Annotated in this window: 20 protein-coding genes; 13 read left to right on the top strand and 7 right to left on the bottom strand. The window is 62.1% G+C overall.

All coding sequences use genetic code 11. The features are described from left to right. Positions 1 to 426: 426 nt before the first annotated feature. The gene (locus IGB42_RS20690; protein WP_159675303.1) at positions 427 to 894 is read right to left on the bottom strand and encodes a hypothetical protein; all 468 of its coding nucleotides are present in this window, start codon (positions 892 to 894) and stop codon (positions 427 to 429) included. A gap of 164 nt (positions 895 to 1,058) precedes the next feature. Between IGB42_RS20690 and modA the strand changes: the two genes are divergently transcribed. The 5 genes from modA (at position 1,059) to IGB42_RS20665 (ending at position 4,465) form a co-directional block, all read left to right on the top strand. Then, entirely contained in the window at positions 1,059 to 1,811 is a 753-nt protein-coding gene (gene modA / locus IGB42_RS20685; protein WP_159675301.1) for a molybdate ABC transporter substrate-binding protein, read from the top strand. 4 nt (positions 1,812 to 1,815) lie between these two features. Continuing rightward, positions 1,816 to 2,496: a molybdate ABC transporter permease subunit gene (gene modB, locus IGB42_RS20680; RefSeq protein WP_159675299.1), complete on the top strand. Its 681-nt coding sequence runs from the start codon at positions 1,816 to 1,818 to the stop codon at positions 2,494 to 2,496. Next, positions 2,493 to 3,194, top strand: coding sequence for an ATP-binding cassette domain-containing protein (locus IGB42_RS20675; RefSeq protein ID WP_159675297.1), 702 nt, complete (start codon positions 2,493 to 2,495; stop codon positions 3,192 to 3,194). Before modB ends, IGB42_RS20675 begins: the two co-directional genes overlap by 4 nt. After that, positions 3,191 to 4,000, top strand: a complete 810-nt coding sequence (locus IGB42_RS20670) for a TOBE domain-containing protein (RefSeq protein ID WP_159675296.1) — start codon at positions 3,191 to 3,193, stop codon at positions 3,998 to 4,000. The genes IGB42_RS20675 and IGB42_RS20670 overlap by 4 nt, the downstream gene beginning before the upstream one ends. Positions 4,001 to 4,234: 234 nt before the next feature. Beyond that, positions 4,235 to 4,465, top strand: a complete 231-nt coding sequence (locus IGB42_RS20665) for a KGG domain-containing protein (RefSeq protein WP_159675294.1) — start codon at positions 4,235 to 4,237, stop codon at positions 4,463 to 4,465. 207 nt (positions 4,466 to 4,672) lie between these two features. Here IGB42_RS20665 and IGB42_RS20660 read toward each other — a convergent pair whose 3' ends face one another. From IGB42_RS20660 to IGB42_RS20650, 3 genes are all read right to left on the bottom strand, one after another. Continuing rightward, positions 4,673 to 5,221 (bottom strand): hemerythrin domain-containing protein, encoded by a 549-nt coding sequence (locus tag IGB42_RS20660; RefSeq protein WP_159675292.1) that lies wholly within the window; start codon positions 5,219 to 5,221, stop codon positions 4,673 to 4,675. Between the two features lie 147 nt (positions 5,222 to 5,368). Beyond that, on the bottom strand, positions 5,369 to 6,727 hold the full coding sequence (gene cls, locus IGB42_RS20655; protein WP_374705062.1) for a cardiolipin synthase: 1,359 nt from the start codon (positions 6,725 to 6,727) through the stop codon (positions 5,369 to 5,371). A gap of 148 nt (positions 6,728 to 6,875) precedes the next feature. After that, entirely contained in the window at positions 6,876 to 8,330 is a 1,455-nt protein-coding gene (locus IGB42_RS20650) for a sorbosone dehydrogenase family protein (protein WP_236822676.1), read from the bottom strand. A gap of 291 nt (positions 8,331 to 8,621) precedes the next feature. Here IGB42_RS20650 and IGB42_RS20645 point away from each other — a divergent pair, with 291 nt between their 5' ends. The 3 genes from IGB42_RS20645 (at position 8,622) to IGB42_RS20635 (ending at position 10,892) form a co-directional block, all read left to right on the top strand. Next, complete coding sequence (locus IGB42_RS20645; protein ID WP_159675288.1) at positions 8,622 to 9,482, top strand: SDR family oxidoreductase; 861 nt, start codon at positions 8,622 to 8,624, stop codon at positions 9,480 to 9,482. 233 nt (positions 9,483 to 9,715) lie between these two features. Beyond that, positions 9,716 to 10,219 (top strand): PRC-barrel domain-containing protein, encoded by a 504-nt coding sequence (locus IGB42_RS20640; protein ID WP_159675286.1) that lies wholly within the window; start codon positions 9,716 to 9,718, stop codon positions 10,217 to 10,219. Between the two features lie 82 nt (positions 10,220 to 10,301). After that, complete coding sequence (locus tag IGB42_RS20635; protein WP_159675284.1) at positions 10,302 to 10,892, top strand: DUF4142 domain-containing protein; 591 nt, start codon at positions 10,302 to 10,304, stop codon at positions 10,890 to 10,892. Positions 10,893 to 10,989: 97 nt separating this feature from the next. On the opposite strand, the gene IGB42_RS20630 is transcribed toward IGB42_RS20635, so the two are convergent. Next, complete coding sequence (locus IGB42_RS20630) at positions 10,990 to 11,451, bottom strand: polyhydroxyalkanoate granule-associated phasin (protein ID WP_159675282.1); 462 nt, start codon at positions 11,449 to 11,451, stop codon at positions 10,990 to 10,992. Positions 11,452 to 11,945: 494 nt separating this feature from the next. Here IGB42_RS20630 and IGB42_RS20625 point away from each other — a divergent pair, with 494 nt between their 5' ends. Together IGB42_RS20625 and IGB42_RS20620 are read left to right on the top strand one after the other, a co-directional pair. After that, on the top strand, positions 11,946 to 13,604 hold the full coding sequence (locus IGB42_RS20625; protein ID WP_236822674.1) for a VRR-NUC domain-containing protein: 1,659 nt from the start codon (positions 11,946 to 11,948) through the stop codon (positions 13,602 to 13,604). Continuing rightward, on the top strand, positions 13,601 to 15,931 hold the full coding sequence (locus IGB42_RS20620; protein WP_159675280.1) for an ATP-dependent DNA helicase: 2,331 nt from the start codon (positions 13,601 to 13,603) through the stop codon (positions 15,929 to 15,931). Before IGB42_RS20625 ends, IGB42_RS20620 begins: the two co-directional genes overlap by 4 nt. A gap of 263 nt (positions 15,932 to 16,194) precedes the next feature. On the opposite strand, the gene IGB42_RS20615 is transcribed toward IGB42_RS20620, so the two are convergent. Then, complete coding sequence (locus IGB42_RS20615; RefSeq protein ID WP_159675278.1) at positions 16,195 to 17,130, bottom strand: S9 family peptidase; 936 nt, start codon at positions 17,128 to 17,130, stop codon at positions 16,195 to 16,197. A gap of 188 nt (positions 17,131 to 17,318) precedes the next feature. Next, positions 17,319 to 17,612: a hypothetical protein gene (locus IGB42_RS20610; protein ID WP_159675276.1), complete on the bottom strand. Its 294-nt coding sequence runs from the start codon at positions 17,610 to 17,612 to the stop codon at positions 17,319 to 17,321. 23 nt (positions 17,613 to 17,635) lie between these two features. Here IGB42_RS20610 and IGB42_RS20605 point away from each other — a divergent pair, with 23 nt between their 5' ends. From IGB42_RS20605 to IGB42_RS20595, 3 genes are all read left to right on the top strand, one after another. Continuing rightward, the gene (locus IGB42_RS20605; protein ID WP_159675274.1) at positions 17,636 to 17,923 is read left to right on the top strand and encodes a hypothetical protein; all 288 of its coding nucleotides are present in this window, start codon (positions 17,636 to 17,638) and stop codon (positions 17,921 to 17,923) included. After that, positions 17,920 to 18,534 carry a GNAT family N-acetyltransferase gene (locus tag IGB42_RS20600; RefSeq protein ID WP_201800037.1) on the top strand — a complete coding sequence of 205 codons (615 nt, stop codon included), beginning with the start codon at positions 17,920 to 17,922 and terminating at the stop codon, positions 18,532 to 18,534. Before IGB42_RS20605 ends, IGB42_RS20600 begins: the two co-directional genes overlap by 4 nt. A 151-nt stretch (positions 18,535 to 18,685) precedes the next feature. Then, positions 18,686 to 20,374, top strand: a complete 1,689-nt coding sequence (locus IGB42_RS20595) for an aspartyl protease family protein (RefSeq protein WP_159675273.1) — start codon at positions 18,686 to 18,688, stop codon at positions 20,372 to 20,374. Positions 20,375 to 20,436 lie beyond the last annotated feature (62 nt).

Here is a 20,436-nt window from a genome sequence, read left to right as displayed (position 1 = left end):
CAGCCCTGAAATGCAGAGCAAACGCCGAACAACACCTCTGCGCGCTGCGCGCGCAGAGGTGGCGAGCCGAAATGGCGGCGGGAAGACGGAAGCGATTGCCCTTGCGGACAAACAGCGGATTACTGATGAGCGGCAAGCTGGCTTGGCCGGCCTCCCCTCTTTCATCCTCCCTCCCACAGTGAACATCAAGCAAACAGGTGCCGCCTTTGACCAGACCAAGAAGTCAGGCCGCAGCAGATTGGTCACTGCCCAATGGGCGTTGGCGATGCTGGAGCGGGCTCCGGATCACCCGGCAGCCTCGCGCGCGTTATCTATATGCAATTGGCTAACTGAGGAATACACGATCACCAAACGCAACGGTCGAAACGCCAGAATGCAAAACAGCCCCGCATGCGGGGCTGTTCTGATTGTCTTTATGGACGGTATTCAGGCTGCCGGCTTCTTCACCGCAGCGGGGGCAAGCGGGTTGCCCGGGAAGTTGCCATCGGGAGTGCGATGCAGGCCTTCATCGAGCACGCCACGCAAAAACGAGATGCAGGCGATGTCGGTACCGTATGAGTCCGCCTTCCGGAGCTGCTTGTAGCAGACGCTGGTAAATTCTTCTTCCTGCTCTTTGCGGGTTGCCAGGTCTGCGGCGGCCCATTCTTCCAGCGGCCCCTTGACGGCACCCGGGTTGTTTTTGGCGATGAAGACACCGCGCTTGTACAGCGCGCATTCAACCTGGCCAACACTCTCTATCCGGCCATTGCGGATGCCGCATTCCGAATAGATATCACCCCAGGCCATGGCACCGGGCTGCTTGAGCTCTCCGGCAAAAATCTCCAGCAAATCGGCCCGCGCAGCATGGCTACAGAACAAGCACAGCGACAACACGATCAAAACCCGGCGCAACATCAGGTACTTCCTTGTATAAGAATGGGCAGGCGCTGTATCAGCGCAAGGGGCCGGATTATACCCACGACACCGCCGCTACGCTGATGGGCTGACCACTGGCGGAAAAGGCGACAAAGCGTTATAGCCACCGATATACTGCGCTTATCCACTTGCCAGAATACGCCATGAAACCAGTCCGCTCCGCGCTGTTGATCGTCTTGGCTGTCGCGCTGAGTACCGCCGCTGCAGCGGCAGACCTGACCGTATCGGCCGCTTCCAGCCTGACCAATGCCTTCCGCGATCTGGCACCGGTCTTCGAGGCAGCGCACCCCGGCACCAGGGTGCAGCTGAACTTTGCAGCGTCCGGCGCCTTGTTGCAGCAGATTGCCAGGGGCGCGCCGGTAGATGTGTTTGCCAGTGCCGATCAGGAAAGCATGGATGACGCACAGGCACAGGGGCTGGTGAACGCTGCGGAGCGGCGCAATGTCGTTTCCAATGCGCTGGTACTGATCACCCCGCTGCAGGCAAAGCAATTGCCCACTGCGCTGGCGGATCTGGGCAAGCCCGCGTATACCCGCATCGCCATCGGCTTGACGGCCAGCGTGCCGGTGGGGCGTTACACCAAGGCGGTGCTGGAAAAAGCCGGCCTGTGGGCAGCGGTGGAACCCAAGATGATCGGTGCGCAGAACGTGCGCCAGGCACTCGATTACGTAGCACGTGGCGAGGTCGATGCCGGGTTTGTCTATGCCACCGATGCCGCACTGATGGCGGACAAGGTGAAAGTGGCGCTGCAGGTGCCCACCAGCACGCCGATTCTCTACCCGGCTGCGCCGATTGCCAGCAGCAGGAACGCCGGGACTGCACAGCAGTTCGTCGCCTTCCTGCTGACGCCCGCGGCGCAGGCGGTGCTGGCGAAATACGGCTTCGGCAAGCCGTAACCACGTGGACGGCGCCTGGATTGCCCTGCTGCTGACGCTGAAAGTAGCCGGCTGGGCAACGTTGCTGAATCTGCTGCTGGGTGTTGCGGTGGGCCATGCGCTGGCACACCGCGCGTTTCCAGGGCGCAGCGTGCTGGACGCGATACTGACCTTGCCCATGGTGATGCCGCCCACGGTGCTGGGTTATTACCTGCTGGTGCTGATCGGCAACCATGGCCCGCTGGGCAGCTGGCTGCAGGCCACCTTCGGCATCAACCTGATCTTTACCTGGCAGGGTGCGGTGATTGCCGCAACCATCGTGGCTTTTCCTCTGGTATTCAAGGCTGCGCGCGCCGCATTCGAGGCGGTAGACCCGCAGCTGGAACAGGCAGCGCGCGTGCTGGGTGTGAGCGAGCTGGCGGTTTTCTTCCGCGTATCGTTGCCACTGGCGTGGCGGGGCATCCTGTCCGGACTGCTGCTGGCGTTTGCGCGGGCCACCGGCGAATTCGGTGCCACGCTGATGGTAGCAGGCAGCATACCGGGCAAGACGCAGACGCTATCGATTGCGGTCTTCGAAGCGGTACAGGCCGGGCAGGATGACGTGGCCGCGCTGCTGGTGGGGCTGACTTCGCTGACCTGCCTGGCCGTTTTGCTGGCCGCCGGCAAGCTGGCACCCGGCTACACCACCAGGCAGACACCACGATGAACACCCCGGCCTGCGATGGTGCGATCTGGGATATCGATATTGCCCGCCACTACCGGCATGGGCAGCGCCGTTTCGACCTGGCGTTACAGATCAATAGCAGCGCCGGGCGGCTGGTGTTGTTCGGCCCCTCTGGCGCTGGCAAAAGCCAGACGCTGCAGATGATGGCCGGGCTGGTGCGGCCAGACCGTGGCCATATCCGCGTATCGGCACAGACGCTGTTCGACAGCGCGGCGCATATCAACCTGTCGGCCCGGCAGCGCCAGTTGGGTTATGTGTTCCAGGATTACGCGCTGTTTCCGCATCTGACCGTGCTGCAGAACATTGCCTTTGGTCTGGCGCGCGGCTGGCGTAATCCGGCCCGTAACATCAGTCACAGCGAGGTGGAGCGCTGGTTGCTGGCGCTGGAGCTGCAGCCGCTGGCCGGCCTGTACCCGGCGCAACTATCTGGCGGGCAATGCCAGCGCACCGCACTGGCGCGCGCGCTGGTGACCGGGCCCAAGGCGCTGCTGCTGGATGAACCGTTTGCCGCGCTGGACCGGCCATTGCGCCTGCGGCTGCGTGATGAACTGCGTGACCTGCAGCAGCAGATCCAGCTGCCCATGCTGCTGATCACGCACGATGAAGACGACGTGGCGCATTTCGCCCAGGATATCGTGCACCTGGCCCACGGCCGGGTGCACGCAAAGGAACAATCATGACGTCTGCTGCGCCACTGACCCTTGCCGGCTCGGTGTGGCTGACCGCTGGTGGCGATACGCTGGGCGGCAAGCACCGCGTGGCATTGCTGCAGGCGGTGGCCGAACACGGCTCGATCACCCGCGCGGCCAAGGCCATCAATATGAGCTACAAGGCAGCATGGGAAGCCATCGATACCATGAACAACCTGGCGGGCGAGCCGCTGGTGGCGCGCACGACCGGCGGGCGCGGCGGCGGCGCCACACGGCTTACCCTGCGCGGCCAGCAACTGGTGGCGCGTTTTGCCCAGATCGATGCGCTGCACCAGCGCTTCGTGCAGATGCTCAGCAATGAAGCCACCGACCTCACCACCGATCTCGACCTGTTGCGGATCATCAATATGAAAACCAGTGCGCGCAACCAATGGCTGGGCACCGTCACCGCGCTGCGCAGCGGTGCCGTCAACGACGAAGTCACCCTGACCTTGCGCGGCGGCAGCGAGATCGTGGCCATCGTGACGCGAGAGAGCAGCGAATCGCTGGGCTTGCAGCCGGGCAGTACCGCTTTTGCGCTGGTGCCTGCCAGCGCGGTGCTGATCGCCTGCGGGCTGGATGGCGTGCGGCTTTCCGCCCGCAACCAGCTGGCCGGCAGCGTGAGCGTGATCACGCCGGGTGCGGTCAATGCCGACGTGGTGCTGGCGCTCGATGGCGGCGGCACCGTGGCGGCAACCATCACCATGGACAGCCTTGCCACACTGGATCTGAGCGTGGGCAGCCGCGCCAGCGCGGTGTTCAAGGCATCCAGCGTGATCATCGGCAGCTACGCATAACGGCCCGGGCCAATAGCCGCGCCGGGTGCCCATCTGGCATGGGCATCCTCGGACAGCACTCGCCGGGATGGCGGACAATGCGGCTGGGCATGGCCTACCAGAAAAGGGCATCGTTCACCGATTAGCACCGGCCGGCTGCTGCCGTAAGCTGTCCTCACGTTGCGCAACAGCGCAGCGGCTTCCCCGTAGCGAAAGAGGAAGCGGCAATGTCGCCTTTCCAGCAAGGAGCACATCATGGCTAATCAATCGCAATCGTCCAACCAGAACCGCGGGTTTGCAAACATGGATCCGGAACGCCAACGCGAAATCGCCGCCGCCGGTGGCCGTGCATCGCACGGTAGCGACAGCGCACGCAATGTGCCATCGCAAGGCAAATCGCAAGAGCAGCAGGCCAGCACCGGCACGCGGGGTGGTACGCATGAACAGCATGTGAATGCCGGCCGCCAAAGCCACAAGAACAGCTGATCGAAGCTGCTGCACGCCGCCCGCGGGCGGGGTTGAACCGGAAACAGGGGGTAATGCCTCCTGTTTTTTCATGTGTGTGGCCGGGGAGGCGGCACCAACAACAGCAGATAGCCGCAAGTAACGCCCCCACTCTCCAAGCACGCAGCTCAACAAAAAACGCCGATCCTGCCTGGCAGTGATCGGCGTTTTACCTGCGGTGCGGCCGGCTTAGTGGCGTGTGCCCGCAGCGGCGGTCAGCGAGGTCTTGAGCGCCTTCATCCGTGCACCCAGGTCTTCCAGATCCAGCGCCTTGATCTTGCGTACCTTGGGGAAGAGTTCGGTTTCTTCCTCTTCCACGTGGTGCTCGATGAACTCGGACAGCACAGTGAATTTGGCATCGTACAGATCATCTTCTGGCGACATGGCTTCCAGCTGGGCGATCAGCTCCTTGCAGCTGGCATGCTCGACCACGGCTTCGTCGATCATGTCGGCATCCTTGCCCAGCGCAGCCTTTACTGCCGGGTAGAACAGCTGTTCCTCAACCTGGGTATGCACGGTCAACTCGCTACAGGCCTGGTTGACGATCTCGGCCTTGGCACTGGCAGTGCCCTTGCTCTTGAGCTTTTCAAACTGCTTGAAGAGCTTTTTCACCTTGGCGTGATCATCCATCAGCAGCTGGGTTGCTGCATCGTGCTTGGTGCGGGTTGCCGTTGCGCGCTTGGTGCTGGTCGCCGGCTTGCTGGTCTTGGCGGGAGTGCGGGTACTGGTGGTAGCCATGATGTTCTCCGTTGCGGTTGGGATACTGCCACTGCATGGTAGAGCGTTGCGGGTGGCCGCTTTAGCCGGCCCTGCCGCATTTGCATGCAGGACAAGTGCACCCTGCCTACCCGCGCCGGACTACACACCCAACCGCATCCACCCCCGTTACAGCCAATACGACCAGATCCGCGCAAACCCTTCCTTGAAACGCAGGTCGAGGGCGCGGTTTTGCCATTTTTCCAGCGTGATTTCGTCCGACTTGGCCAGGTCTTTATCGAACATGGCTTGCACCTGGCTGGCAAAGCCCGCCCCCAATACCACGGCATTGAGTTCGTAGTTGTGCAGGAAGCTGCGCCAATCCAGATTGGTGGAGCCGATGGTGACCCAAACGCCATCGATCAGCGCGGTCTTGGCGTGCAGGATCACGCCGTGGCGCTCGTAGATTTTCACCCCTGCCTGCAGCAACGCGGTGTAGAAACCGCGCCCGGCATGAAAGATCAGCCACGAATCGGTCTTGCTGGGCAAGATCAGTGTGACCTTCACGCCGCGCTTGGCAGCGGCCTGCAAGGCTTCCAGTAATTGCGGGTCTGGCGCGAAATAGGCATTGGTGATCTGCACACTGGTTTCCGCGTTGTTGATGGCGGAAATGAGCGTGCCGTAAATCTGGCTATAGGCCTCGTCCGGCGCGGCAGCAATGGCGCGCACCACGTAGTTACCGGCAGCCTGCGGCTTGGGGAAGTAATTGCGGGCGACCGCTGCGGCGCCTTTCTGTTTCTCCCAGCCCTGCAGGAACATTTTCTGCAGCTCTGCCACCACGGGGCCAGTGACCTGAATATCGGTATCACGCCAGGCCAACCCGTCGCTCTGTGCGGAATGGGCACGTTTGCTGAACGAACCGCCCGAATAAACGCTACTGATATTGATGCCGCCCAGGAACGCGGTGCGTCCATCCACGATCAGCAGCTTGCGGTGATCACGCTGGTTGATCGACCAATCCTTGCCGGCGGTCAGCGGATTCACCGGGTTGAACTCCAGCAAGGCGATGCCGCTGTCCGCCAGCTTCTGGAAGAACTCGGCCGGCGTGCCCAACGTGCCCACGCTGTCGTAAATCAGGTTCACCTGTACGCCGGCGCGCTGCTTGGCCATCAGCGCCTCGGCAAAGCGCTGGCCGACTTCGTCGTCCTCCAGAATGTAGGTTTCCATATTGATATGGTCTTGCGCGGATTCGATGGCCGCGTACATCGCCTGGTAGGTGGCCGGGCCATCCTGCAGCAGCTTTACATCATTGCCGGTGGTGAGCGGGCTGCCGGCGATGGCTTCTTCTAGCGCCAGATGGCGCTGCAAGATGTCACTGCCTTGCCCGCTGGCGGCCAGCTTGGCCAGCACCGCCTTGCTTTGGGTAACGGACAGCGTGCCCTTGGCGCCTTCCAATTGCACCGGCGTATGGCGGACCGCCAGATCGGGTACCACGGCCGGCAAGCTGCTGCAGCCATACAGGCCGATCGATGCGGACACCAGCAGCATCATAACGACAGTACGCGCGCGCGCCGGCAACGCCGCCGTGGCCTGCTGCCGCGGGCTGGCGGCAGAGGGATAACGGCACCCGCCCGCAGCATGGCTGAACAACCGGGGCTGGAAACTTGCTTTCAACAGGTCAGGGAGGCGCATACCGTTACCGCCGCGCCGTAACGCGCCACACCACGTTGCCCACGTCGTCCGCCACCAGCAGCGCGCCGCGATGGTCGATCGCCACGCCCACCGGGCGGCCACTGGCCTTGCCATCGTCGGTGAGGAAACCGATCAGCACATCCAGCGGCTGGCCATCGGGCACGCCGGCCTTGAAGGGCACGAACACCACCTTGTAACCGCTGTGCGGCTTGCGGTTCCACGAGCCATGCTGGCCGATGAACATGCCGCTGTTGAACGGTGCCGGCAGCGCGGTACCGGCGGATGACGCCAGCCCCAGCGAGGCGGTATGTGGCCCCAGTGCGTAATCGGGCACCAGTGCTTTTTCCACCAGCTCTGGCCGTTCCGGCTGCACACGCTGATCCACGTGGCGGCCGTAGTAACTGTATGGCCAGCCATAGAAGCCGCCATCGCGTACCGAGGTCATGTAGTCAGGCACCAGATCGCTGCCGATCTCGTCGCGCTCGTTCACTACCGTCCACAGCGAACCACTGGTGGGCTCCCAGGCCAGGCCATTGGGGTTGCGCAGGCCGGTGGCAAAGACCCGTTTGCTGCCGCTGGCCAGATCCACTTCCCAGATCGCCGCGCGGCCCGCTTCCGCATCGATGCCGTTCTCGCCCACATTGCTGTTGGAACCGACCGTGACGTACAGCTTGCTGCCATCGGCACTGGCGATCAGGTTCTTGGTCCAGTGGTGGTTGATGGGGCCGGCCGGCAGATCAACCACCCTGGTGGGCGCGGCGGTGATTTGCGTATCGCCGGGCATGTATGGAAAACGCACCACGGCATCGGTATTGGCCACATACAGTTGCTGCCCCACCAGCGCCATGCCGAATGGCGAATTCAGCCCTTCCAGCAGCACGGTGCGCACGTCGGCCACGCCATCGCCATCGGTATCGCGCAGCAAGGTGATGCGGTTGGCACTGGGCACGCCCGCCCCCGCTTTTTTCATCACCTTGCCCATGAACCAGCCACGGATGCCCTTGCTGTCTTCCGGCTTGGGCGGCGCATTCGTCTCGGCCACCAATACGTCGCCATTGGGCAGCACATACAGCCAGCGCGGGTGATCCAGCCCCTGCGCCATGGCCGCCACCTGCAAACCCCCGGCGGCGATGGGGGTGGCGCCCTCCACCCAACCCAGTGCCGGCGCGATATTCACGGAGGGGAACAGCGTTTTCTTCGGCGGCGGCAAGGTGGGTGTGGGGCCGGTACCGGCGGAAACCGGCAAGGTGGCCACTTCGCCACAGCCACCCAGCGCCAGTACTGCAACGGCCATCACCGCTGCGGCCAGCGGCCTGCAACGGCCAGTTGCTGCATGCACCGGCAATGGGCTGGCGCGGCCCGGCACCTGCCAGCCACGCGCCGGCGTGCGGCGGCGCACCGGGGCTGTGCCTGGAACGACGATGGGGAACAGCGGATTGCGGACCAGTGTACTGCGCATGGGGACGACTCCGGCATGGTGCTGAAACGATTGTCATATTCTGGCCCCGCCGCCGCGCCGGGCTCGTCGGCTGCGTGCCCATGCCCTTGTCAGACATCCGCGCAAAATGCACTGGCGGCCTGTCGCTACTGACACCACGCTTCCGGCACGCCTTATCCGGCATCAGCCAGATGCGGGCATGGCACGCCGCAGCGCACCGACAGCCATTGCACAACCATGCGCCCACGCTTGATGGCTACAAGTATTGCCCTGTCCCAGCCCCATCCCGAACACCTACCCAAGGAGAGCGCCATGAGCACCGACAACACGCTGCCCCCGCAACACCAGAACCAGCAACCAGGCCAGGAAATACAGATGCACCCCGCCCCCGAATCATTCGCACGCGATTACAAGGCAGCCGGCAAGCTCACTGGCCAGGTGGCATTGATTACCGGTGGCGATAGTGGCATCGGCCGCGCGGCGGCCGTGGCGTATGCCAAGGAGGGCGCACACGTTGCAATCGTGTACCTGAACGAAACCACCGATGCCGAGCAAACCGCCGAGGCCATTCATGCTGCAGGGCGTGAAACCTTGCTGATCCAGACCGACATCAGCCAGGAAAGCCATTGCCAGACGGCGGTGGCGCGGGTAATCGAAAAATTTGGCCGGCTGGATATCCTCGTCAACAACGCTGCCGAGCAGCATCCGCAAGCGTCGATCAGCGATATCGACAGCGATCAGCTGGAGCGCACCTTCCGCACCAATGTGTTCGCGCAGTTCTATCTGGTTAAAGCAGCACTACCGCATCTGAAACTGCATCGCGGGCGCATCATCAACACCACCTCGGTCACTGCCTATCGCGGCAGCGGCAGGCTGCTGGACTACGCGGCCACCAAGGGCGCCATCGTGGCCTTTACCCGCTCGCTGGCGCAATCGCTGGTGGAAGAAGGCATCCGTGTGAACGCGGTAGCGCCCGGCCCGATCTGGACGCCGCTGATCCCGTCCACCTTCGACGAGGAATCGGTGGCGACGTTCGGCAAGGATGTGCCGATGAAACGGCCGGGCCAGCCCGATGAGGTAGCACCTGCCTATGTGTTCCTGGCATCCGACGATTCGAGCTACATCACCGGCCAGGTGATCCACCCCAATGGCGGCGTGCCGGTGAACGGCTGAGTGATGTCAGCGGGGCTACCGTACATCCCACAGGCGGCCAAGCCACTGCTGACGCCGCCATAGTCCCCGCCGCTGCCCAATTGGTGCCTGCGGCGGACAGAGTGCAACAGGGCAGTTCCATACACTGGATGCAGTTGTACCGGAACCGGAAAACCGTCAGCCCTGTGTTGCACGCGGCTTGCGGTTCCAGAACTGGCTGGCAGCGCTGCAGCCGATCACCAAGGAGAAATGATATGTCGAACTTCAATCCGAATATCCGTACCACCGAGGCCAACCTGAACACGCCGCTGACTGCCGGCGGCTACGATGCCAATTCGGTTTCTGGCCGCAGCACCGGCGGTGCACGCATCATCGGTACACCGGAATCGCTGCAGAGCGGCGAAGGCCCCGGCCCGTACCTGATGCTGGCCGATACGCTGGAAGGCAACGACGTGATCAACCTGCAGGGTGAAGACCTGGGTGAGATCAAGGGCCTGATGCTGGACGTGGAACGCGGCCGCGTGGCGTATGCGGTGCTGTCGTTCGGCGGTTTTCTGGGCTTGGGTGACAAGCTGTTTGCCATCCCGTTCAGCGCGCTGATCCTCGATACCGACAACAAGCAATTCGTGCTGAACGAAAGCCGTGACCGCCTGAAGACCGCCCCCGGCTTCGACAAGGATCACTGGCCGAGCATGGCCGATGAGCGCTGGGCGCACGAGATCCATACCTACTACAACGCATCGCCGTACTGGGAATAAGCCAGCCCGGTATCAATCCATGCAATACGGCACCCCAGCGGTGCCGTATTGCATTCAGGTGGCATCTACCCGGGAGAGCACCATGCACATCGCCAGGCATCACCACCACCAACGGCCTCATCGCGTACTGGCCGCCCTGCTGGGCGCAGCCATCTTCATCACCCCCGCGCTGCTCAACCAGGCGGTGGCGGCAACGCCCATCGCGCAGGCGCAGGCAGGCTTGCTGCAGGCCGACAGCGATTTCATCATCATTGCTGGCCATGCCAATGCCGCCGAAATGGCCGCAGCAAAGCTGGCGCTGCACAACAGCAGCAACCCGGCCATCAAGGCATTTGCCACGCAAATGCTCAAAGACCACGCGACTGCCCAGCAAAAGCTCGCCGCGCTGGCCACGCGCAAGAACCAGCCCGCACCGGCAACCCCCAGCAACGAACAAAACCTTGCGCTGCAGCGGTTGCAAAAGCTGTCCGGCAAGGCATTCGATCATGCTTATGTGGCAGACCAGCTCAGCGCCCATCAGGAAGCCGTTACCTTGTTCAGCCAACAGGCCACATTGGGTGCGGATACCGATATCATGGCCTTTGCCAGCGATACATTGCCGACCTTGCTGCAGCACAAGGCGCATATCGAGAAACGGTCGGTCAGCCAGCAAATGGCCAGTGATCCGCACTGAGCGGCAATTCGACAGACGCCGCACAAGCCAAAGGGGCCGTATCGCAACGGCCCCTTGGTCATGCGGTCATTTCAAAGCCTCGTTCAGATCACCGGCTTCAGCGCGGCTTGGCCAGCCGCCGTGCGTTGGCGGTAGCGCGTGCATGGATGGGGCGGAGGCCATGCGTAGCGATCCTGGCGCCGCTTTGCAGCGACTTCAGCCATTGCCCCGGCGACAGGTGGTAGCTGAAATGGCGCGTGTTGCCGGGCGTGAATGCACTCGCCCCTTGCCGTAGCGACTGCTGCCACATATCCGTCCAGAAGCGCATGCCGGCCAGCATGCTCTGCATGCCGATGGCCTGCGCGGATTCGCCGGCAGCCTCTACCTTCTCCTGCACCATGCGGGTAATCTCACGCTGATCCTTGGCGCTATGCGGCTGGTTTTGCAGCAGCAGCGGCATGCGCTGGTAGATCACGAAACCGGCAGACAGCCACATTTCGGTCAGCATCAGGCTGGGGCGCAACCAGGCCAGCCATGGCGCGGCAATCGATGAAGCTGGCAGGGCGGGAAAATGGTTCATGGGGTACTCCGGTGCAGTGGGATGTGTGCTGATTGGGCGCGTTTCCGCGCGCCGCCACCATAGGCCGGAACACCCGATAGCCTGTGAGATATCAGGTACTTGCGTGATATTGCGTGATCTGCCCGGATACGCCGGGCCTGGGTGGGCACCCGCGCCTGCAGTGTGCCGGATGCAGGTTCAGCCCATGGCCAACCGCTGCCAGATCGGTGCCCCCTACATGCCACGTTGCGTGGCTAGTGCATGCCCGCTGCATGCCCAATACATGCAAATGACCGTTGATCTGCCCGCTGCCTGCAAGATCAGCGATGCCAAGCCACGGCGGGCACAGATAGGCGTAACATAGAACGAACGTTCATAGAACATTTCCGCTTTATTGTCGCCACCATGCCGGTTCTGTCTTCACTCGGGTCAACCTCTTGCAAACCTGATTGCGGGTTCGTTTGCATGGCCCGCTATCTAATGCTGCCTGCCGCAACCCGCTCTGGTAAACGCCAGTGAAAGCGCAGAACCCCGCTGCGGCACGCACGCTGGAAGACCCGTTGTATTACCTGGCCAACTTCCGCCGCATGCTGGCATGGATCAGCGCGCGCCATGCAGACCTGCTGAACGCGGAAGAAACCGGCTTCATCGCGCGCTTTTGCGCGTTGCCCCAGGCAGCACAAGCGCTGCTGGTGCGCATGGTGATGCGCAAGGGCACGCTGTTCCGCAGCAGCAAGCTGGCGTATGCCGAAATCGGCTGCCCACACGCAGCCGCAGCGCCCTTGCTGGCGCATGGCTGGGTGGATGCGGCGCCGCTGCTGGATATCCCGCAGCTGTTCGGCCTGCTGACCAAGAGTGAGCTGCAGGCGATATTGCCTACACTGCTGCCGCGCAGTGCCGGCAAAGCAGAACTGCTGGCAGTGGCAAGCCAGCAATGGCCGGATGCACAGCACTTCGCAACCTGGTGGCCGGATACTGCGGAGCTTGTGTATGAGCTGAAACTGGATGCGCTGTGCGAGCGGCTGCGGCTGATGTTCTTCGGCAACCTGCGCCAGGATTGGTCTGATTTCGTGCTGGCGGACCTGGGTGTGTACGTGTTCGAGCCGGTGGCGATTGCGCCGGAGAGCCGTGGCTTCCAGTGCCGCGCGGATGTGGATGTGTACCTGCAGCTGGCGCGCTGCCGCGAGCAACTGGGCGACGGCGCCGAGCCGGCCGATGTACTGGCCACCTTGCAGGCGATCAATTGCAGCAACGACTGGCTGCACAGCCGCCATGCGCGGCTGCGCTTCCTGATCGGCCAGCAGCAGGAGCGCAACGGTGCACTGGCAGACGCACTGCACACCTATGCCAGCTGCCCCTACCCCGGCGCACGCTGGCGGGCCATCCGCGTGCTGGAAAAACTGCCGCAACCCGCAGCAGCCCATGCACTGGCGCAAACCGCGCTGGCGCACCCGGAAAACGATGCGGAAACCCAGCAACTGCTGCGCGCACTGCCGCGGCTGCAGCGCACACTGGGCCTGCCGCTTACCCGCACGCGCGCTGCCGATGCCACCGTGCAGCTCGCACTGAGCCTGCCGCAGCAGCCGGTGAATGTGGAGGCGGTGGTGCGCGATCACCTGCACGCCGATCACGCGCCGGTGATATATGTGGAAAACACGCTGTTCAACGCATTGCTGGGCTTGCTGTGCTGGGAGGCAATTTTCCACCCGCTGCCCGGCGCCTTCTTCCACCCGTATCACCACGGGCCGGCAGACTTGGGCAGCGCGGATTTCGTGGCGCGCCGGCAAGCCCTGTTCGATACCTGCCTGGCACGGCTGGATGACGGCAACCATGCTGCGGCGATCACCCGCACCTATCACGCCAAGCGCGGCGTGCAATCGCCGTTCGTGGCGTGGCAGGTGGTGGATGAAGCCCTGCTGGCGCTGGCACTGCGGTGCATCCCCGCTGCGCATCTCAAGGCGGTGTTTGCGCGCATGCTGCAGGATATTCCCGCCAACCGCACCGGCCTGCCCGACCTGATCCGCTTCTGGCCGGATGAGGCACGCTACCAATTGATCGAGGTAAAAGGCCCGGGCGACCGGCTGCAAGACAACCAGCGCCGCTGGCTGGCTCACTTCAGCCAGCACGATATCCCCGTGGCCGTGTGCTACCTGCGCTGGGCGGATGGCGCGTGAGCTACACCGTGGCGGTGCGCGAGCTGTGCGAGTTTGCTGCCAAGCGCGGCGATCTGGATTTGCGCTTTACGCCCTCGCCCACCGCACAGGAAGGCATGGTGGGGCACACCACGGTAACCGGGCGGCGCGGCTCGCCCTACCAGGCGGAAATCACGCTGAGCGGGCAATACCGGCACCTGCTGGTGCGTGGCCGTGCCGATGGCTACCACCCGGCGCACAACCAGCTGGAAGAAATCAAAACCTTCCGTGGTGAGCTGGCACGCATGCCGGACAACCACCGCGCACTGCACTGGGCGCAGGCCAAAATTTACGGCTGGCTGCTGTGCGCAGCGCGCGGGCTGGATGAGCTGAACGTGGCGCTGGTGTATTTCGATATCGTCAGCCAGAAGGAAACCGTGCTGCGCGAGCATTACAGCGCCACCGCGCTGCATGCGTACTTCGATGAACTGTGCAGCCATTTCATTGCTTGGGCGGATCTGCAGCTGGCGCACCGTGCTGAGCGTGATGCAGCACTGGCCACGCTGGGTTTTCCGCACGCCAGCTTCCGCCCCGGCCAGCGCGATCTGGCCGAGGCAGTGTACAAGGCCGCGCGCACCGGCCGTTGCCTGCTGGCGCAAGCGCCTACCGGCATCGGCAAAACCATGGGCACGGTGTTTCCGCTGCTGAAAGCGGCGCCGGCGCAAAAGCTGGACAAGGTGTTCTACCTGGCCGCCAAGACCTCCGGCCGCGCGCTGGCGCTGGATGCGCTGGACGCCTTGGGCCGGCATGCGCCCAACCAGGCGCTGCGCGTGCTGGAACTGATTGCGCGCGACAAGGCATGCGAGCACCCGGACAAAGCCTGCCATGGTGCATCGTGCCCGCTGGCGCAGGGTTTTTATGACCGGCTACCCGCCGCACGTGCAGCCGCGCTGGCCACCACGCCGCAATCCGTCGGCAGCGCTGCGCCACCGCCACACCCCACCGCTGCCCAGCCCATGCGCAAGCTGGACCAGACCGCCGTGCGCGATATTGCGCTGGCCCACCAGGTTTGCCCGTATTACCTGAGCCAGGAGCTGGCGCGCTGGGCGGACGTGATCATTGGCGATTACAACTATTACTTCGACAGCAGCGCCATGCTGCACGGCCTGACCGTGGCCAACCAGTGGCAGGTGGGCGTGCTGGTGGACGAAGCGCACAACCTGATCGAGCGGGCACGCGGCATGTACAGCGCCGAGCTGGACCAGCGCCTGCTCAAACGCATACGGCGCAGCGCACCGGCCGCACTGAAAAAACCGCTGGATAAAGTACAGCGCTGCTGGAGCGCGCTGACGCGCGAGCAGGAAGCGCTGTATGCGGTGCTGCCCGCGCTGCCGGACAAACTGCAGTTTGCGCTGCAGCAGCTGATCGGCGCCATCAACGATTATCTGGGCGATGAACCCGCCGGGCTGGATGCGGACCTGCAGCATTTCTACTTCGATGCCATGCAGTTCTGCCGGCTGAGCGAAACCTTTGCCGCGCATTCACTGTTCGACAGCACGCTGCTGCCCGCGCAACCGGGCAAGCCCGGTGCCGCCTCATCCGTGCTGTGCATCCGCAATGTGGTGCCTGCGCCCTTCCTCACGCCGCGCTTCGAGGCCACGCGCAGCACCGTGCTGTTTTCCGCCACGCTGAGCCCGGTGCATTTCTATGCCGATACGCTGGGCTTACCGGCCAGCACCGTGAGCATCGACGTGGCATCGCCATTCCATGCGGACCAGCTCAGCGTGCGCGTGGCGGGCGGTATCTCCACCCGCTACCGCGACCGAGCCGGTTCGGCCGAACCCATTGCAGCGTTGATCGCCACGCAATACCGCGCGCAACCGGGCAACTACCTGGCGTTTTTCAGCAGCTTCGATTACCTGCAGCAGGTGGCGAGCGCGCTGGATGAACTGCAGCCGGATATCCCGCAGTTTTCACAAAGCCGGCAGATGAGCGAGGCCGAGCGCAATGCCTTCCTGGCGCGCTTTACCGCCAGCAGCCAGGGCATCGGCTTTGCGGTGCTGGGCGGCGCGTTTGCCGAGGGAATCGACTTGCCCGGCAGCCGGCTGATCGGCGCCTTCATCGCCACGCTGGGGCTGCCGCAGCTCAACCCGGTGAACGAGCAGATCATGCAAAGAATGGAGACGATTTTTGGCAGCGGCTACGACTACACCTATCTGTACCCGGGGCTGCAGAAGGTGGTGCAGGCCGCCGGCCGGGTGATCCGCACGCAGGCGGATGAAGGCGTGGTGTACCTGATCGACGACCGCTTCCAGCGCCCGGCGGTGCGCAGCTTGCTACCCGGCTGGTGGCGGGTGGGCATGGTTTAGCCAACGTACCGTGTGCTGGCGTGTGGCCCGCCCCTCGCAGCACTTTGCAACAGGTCCGGCCAGGAAAGCGGCATGTGGAATCGCCGCCAACAAGCAGCGCGGCCGACAAAACCCAGTGAAGCGCGACCAGCGCGGCATGGCCGAGAAGGCACGCGAAACGCAGGCAGTACAAGACTACGACACGTGAGGCTAGTCGCCCACGGCTCCCCGCGCCCCAGCTAGGCACCCACGCAATGCCGTGGGCAAGGTTTTGCCAGCGGCGCTTATTCCAGCCCGATCTGCGGCTGGGTCAGGAAGCTGTACAGCGCATCCTTCCATGTCTTGATACCCTTGCCGATCACCAGCGTATGTGGCTCTTGCGCATAGTAATAGCCTTCCACGCCCTTGCTGAGCTTGCCGGTATCCCTTGGCAGATCGGGCGAGATGAACACGCTGTTGCCCACCGCCGCCTGCTGCGTGGCAATGGCCTCGCCCAGCGTGTAAGACACGATGGCATCATTGGGTGCGTGCACGATGAAGGTGGGCTTGGGCGTTTTGCTCATACGCAGGAAGGTATCCAGGCTGCCTTGCTCCATGACGCCCAGCTTGAGCGGGCCGCTGCCCAGCCCGCCTTCCAGGCTGACCACCGCCTTTACCGATCTGGCGGCAGGGTCATTGCTGGCATAGAGCGCGGTCAACCCGCCGGCGGAATGCCCGATCAGGATGCCGCCGTTCTTCACCCGCGGGCTGCTATCGAGCCAGCGCAACACTGGGCGGATATCGTTGGCGCGTTCGCGCAGCAAGGCGCGGATATAGCTATCGTCGTCGGTGCTACGCAGGCTGGCCCTGGCTTCGGCGCGTGCGCCCTCGGATTCGCCATAACCGCGGTGCAGTAGCTCCACCACGTGGAAGCCCATGCTGTAGAGCAAGGCGTGCACGTCGTCGCCCATGCCCAGGTAACGCGCATCGTGCGGCGTGTTCGGCGGCTGCGAGCCATGCAGGATCAGCGCATACGGCGCGGGCTGCGGCTGCCACCATGCCTTCACTTCCAGGTGGCTCCAGTCCAGCAGGGCATCGGTGCTCAGATCGGGGCGTTCCGCCTCGCTACGGGTCAGCCAGCGCTCGTACTGCTCGTGGCTATCGCCAGGGGGCTGCAGCGCATGGGCGGCGCTGGCTGCAAGGTTCAACACGGCAAACAACAAGATGGCGGCAATACGCATGGCAACACCAGCACGCTTGTAAGGGGCACAAGCAACCGGTTTTAGCACAGAAAATCGCGCAGGTCTTGTACAGGAATACACGCTTTGCAGCGAGTAAGATGCTACTCAGGCTTGGGCAAGCCGGGCATTTTCCGTCGCGTCAACATGCTGGCGGAAGGTTTACCCGGCGGTGCCGGGCAAGCAGCGATTCAGGCCGGCACCAGCGTGACTTCACGCCAGATGGTGCCGTCGTCGGAGATCTCGATGCGTTCAATGGCGCGGGTTGCCGTGGTATCGCCATGATCGGGCGTGATGATGTCCACGCCCATTTCGGAAATGCGCTGCGGGTGCGGGAAGTTGAAAACGATTTTTTCGTTCTCGGCATTGGCAATATGCCGCAACACTGCCGCCAGCGGGCCATGCTGATCGTCCGCATCAACCTCGCCGTGATAGCTGCCTTCCGTGAGTGCACCGGCTTTGACGTACTTGTAGTGGATAGGCATGGCATTGTCCTTGTTGGGTATACATGCTGATGGCAAGGCTGCCGGCATCGGCAGCCTGCCCGGCCGGCAACATCCCCGACCACGCCTGCCGATTTATGCTGCAGCGCATCAGCAAAGACAATGGTATTTTTGGCATGGTCAGCGGCGCCCGCTTCGCCGTTGGCAGGCGTGACCATGCCGGCCAGTGGCTTGTTTTCCCGGTGGCCAGCCCGGCATTTCAATCAAAAATATTCAGCAAAAATCAGTTTAAAGAAAGCAAACAAGGCAGAATGCCCTTTACTCAAACCGCAACCCGCTTGCCATCCGCATGATGAAACTGCAACCCGTCACCCTTGAAGGCCCCCGCGTCCACCTGGAGCCATTGCAGCACGCCCATGCCGCCGGCCTGGCTGCCGCCATCCGGGATGGCGAGCTATGGCAGATCACGCAAACCATCGTGCCGCACCCGGACGACCTGCCGGCATTCTTTGACCAGGCCAGCGCTGTGCAGGCCAGCGGCAAGGAGCTGGCCTTCGCCATCATCGACAAGGCCACCGGCGAGATTGCCGGCAGCACGCGTTTCCGCTGCTACGAACCCGCGCACAAGCGCATCGAAATCGGCTTCAGTTTTCTGGGCCGGCGCTGGCAGCGCACCTATGTAAACAGCGAGGCCAAGTACCTGCTGCTGCAACATGCATTCGATGTGCTGGGCTGCAACCGGGTGGAATTGCTGACCGACGTACTCAACACCCCATCCCGCAACGCCATTGCTCGCCTGGGCGCACGCGAGGAAGGCGTGATGCGCCAGCACATGGTGATGCGGGACGGACGGGTGCGGGATACGGTGGCGTATAGCATTGTGAAGGGGGAATGGGCTGAGGTCAGGGCGCGGCTTGAAGGGCGGGGGCTGACTGTTTCTGCGGAACCTGAGGTTTCTGATTGATTTCTCTGTCACTCGATATTACTTAAATATACCGCCCCTGATGATTGATTACTCGCTTGTGGAATAGGTCTATCACGAACGGCTCGAAAGCGTTGTAACAAGCATTGATATGTTAGCTATTTAGCGCCGGGTAAATGTGGTGTATTTTTACTTGAATATCAATAAAATAGGACATTATTCTGTGCATACCCCAATTAAAATCTTGCTCAACAATTCCATTCTGCTTGGATGTTGGTTGGGGGCTATCGGCGGTGCATCTGCCGCTACCCCTGAAACCCCGCCTGATGCAGAGCAAATTCTGGCGCTGACTCGCCAGGCGGTGAATGTGCCTGCATTTGAAAAACTCGATGGTTACGCATTGCGTGGATCGAGTACGGTCAGTTTTAAAGGCCACAGTAGCAAAGCCGATTCATTTGAGATGAAGGTGAACACCCGGGAAGGGTACTTTGTACGCCAAACCAACGGCAATGAGATCACGATCAGGCAAGGTACAGATTATGACCAGTTGTGGACCTTGATCAACGGCGGGATGCAGCAATACCCGAATGAGTATGGTCAAGGCGGTAAAATCCTGCGTCTTGTTTACAGCATGACGCCACTTAAAGACAATCCGGCAACGATGTATTTCAGCTGGGTGCGCAGTGAGCCCTGTGGTCCAACCCTGTGTGATGTGCTGAAGTTCGAGCCCAGTGGCCTGCCCAGATATGAGTTGGCATTCCGGCGCGATAATCATCTGATCTGGCAGTTTTCCATACTCGATAAGCAGGATAAAGCAGTCTATTCAGAAAATTATCTGGCCTGGAAGGCCTTGGCCGGTGCGCAGTTGCCTGCCAAATTCACGATTCATTTCCCCGATGGGGAAATGACAGCCGACACTGTGCCTTACGACGCAGGGAAACTGGCAGTTTCAGAATTTGCACCCCCAGATGCCGGGATTGGCATTTGGCGCTTTGCTGACGGCGTCAACAAAGTCGAGCTGCCTTTTATGCTGAAAAACAACCGGATCTATATCCAGACCAAAATCGACGGAAAAGGGCCGTATTCTTTGATGGTTGATACGGGGGCGACAGCGACTTTTGATAAAGGCAAAAAGGATGAGCTGGCATTAAAAGAGCATTCAAGTCTCGAAATCAGAGGTGCGGGCGAGGATGGTGAGCAAGCAGGCTTGACGAATATTGGTACGATTGACCTCGATCGTTTGCGGTTGAATTATTGGCCCGCAAGGGTGGTCGATAATGCGGCACTCTGTCTGGGGGTAAAGCTGGCCGCGCCATGCATCGGCTCGGTTGGCGGTGATTTATTAAACCGATTCGCCATTGACTTTGATTTTGACCGCAAGCTGATGACAGTATACAGGCCTGGCACACCCATTCAGTCTGCACATAAAACGCATTTGAAAGCCAGTTTGTATGGTGATCATTTTGCGATGGTGGAAGGCAAGGTGGAAGGTGCACCTGCGCGTTTTCTGCTCGATACCGGCTCGCAAGACAATCTGGCGCTCAATACCCCATATGTTGAAAATCAGCACTTGATGCAGAAACTGCGTACTACTCCGGAGGGTGTAGTCGGCTGGGGCTATGGCGGGGTGCTACGCGGGCGCAGGGCCAATCTGGGCTCGATCGCGATGGCTGATTTCGAGCTAAAAGACAAAGGCACTGCACTGGTTCAAACCAGCCAAGGCTTTCAGGCTAGCAGCGAATTCGACGGTGTTTTGGGCTTGGGGGCTCTGAAGCGCTTCAATATCACGTTGGATATTCCGGGTGGGCTGATTTATCTGGAGCAAAACAGTTTGCTGCATGAGCCCGATGAGTATTTCGTAACGGACAGGCAGTTTCGCTGATTGGGTGGTAGTACTTGCGGACATGCCCGGTTACACCTCGTTCCGTGGTCATGGCAAAGCAT

This window comes from Andreprevotia sp. IGB-42, assembly GCF_009848685.1.
Lineage (GTDB): Bacteria > Pseudomonadota > Gammaproteobacteria > Burkholderiales > Chitinibacteraceae > Andreprevotia.
Note: the sequence above shows the minus strand (reverse complement) of the source record. Positions and strands in the feature narration are given on the sequence as shown.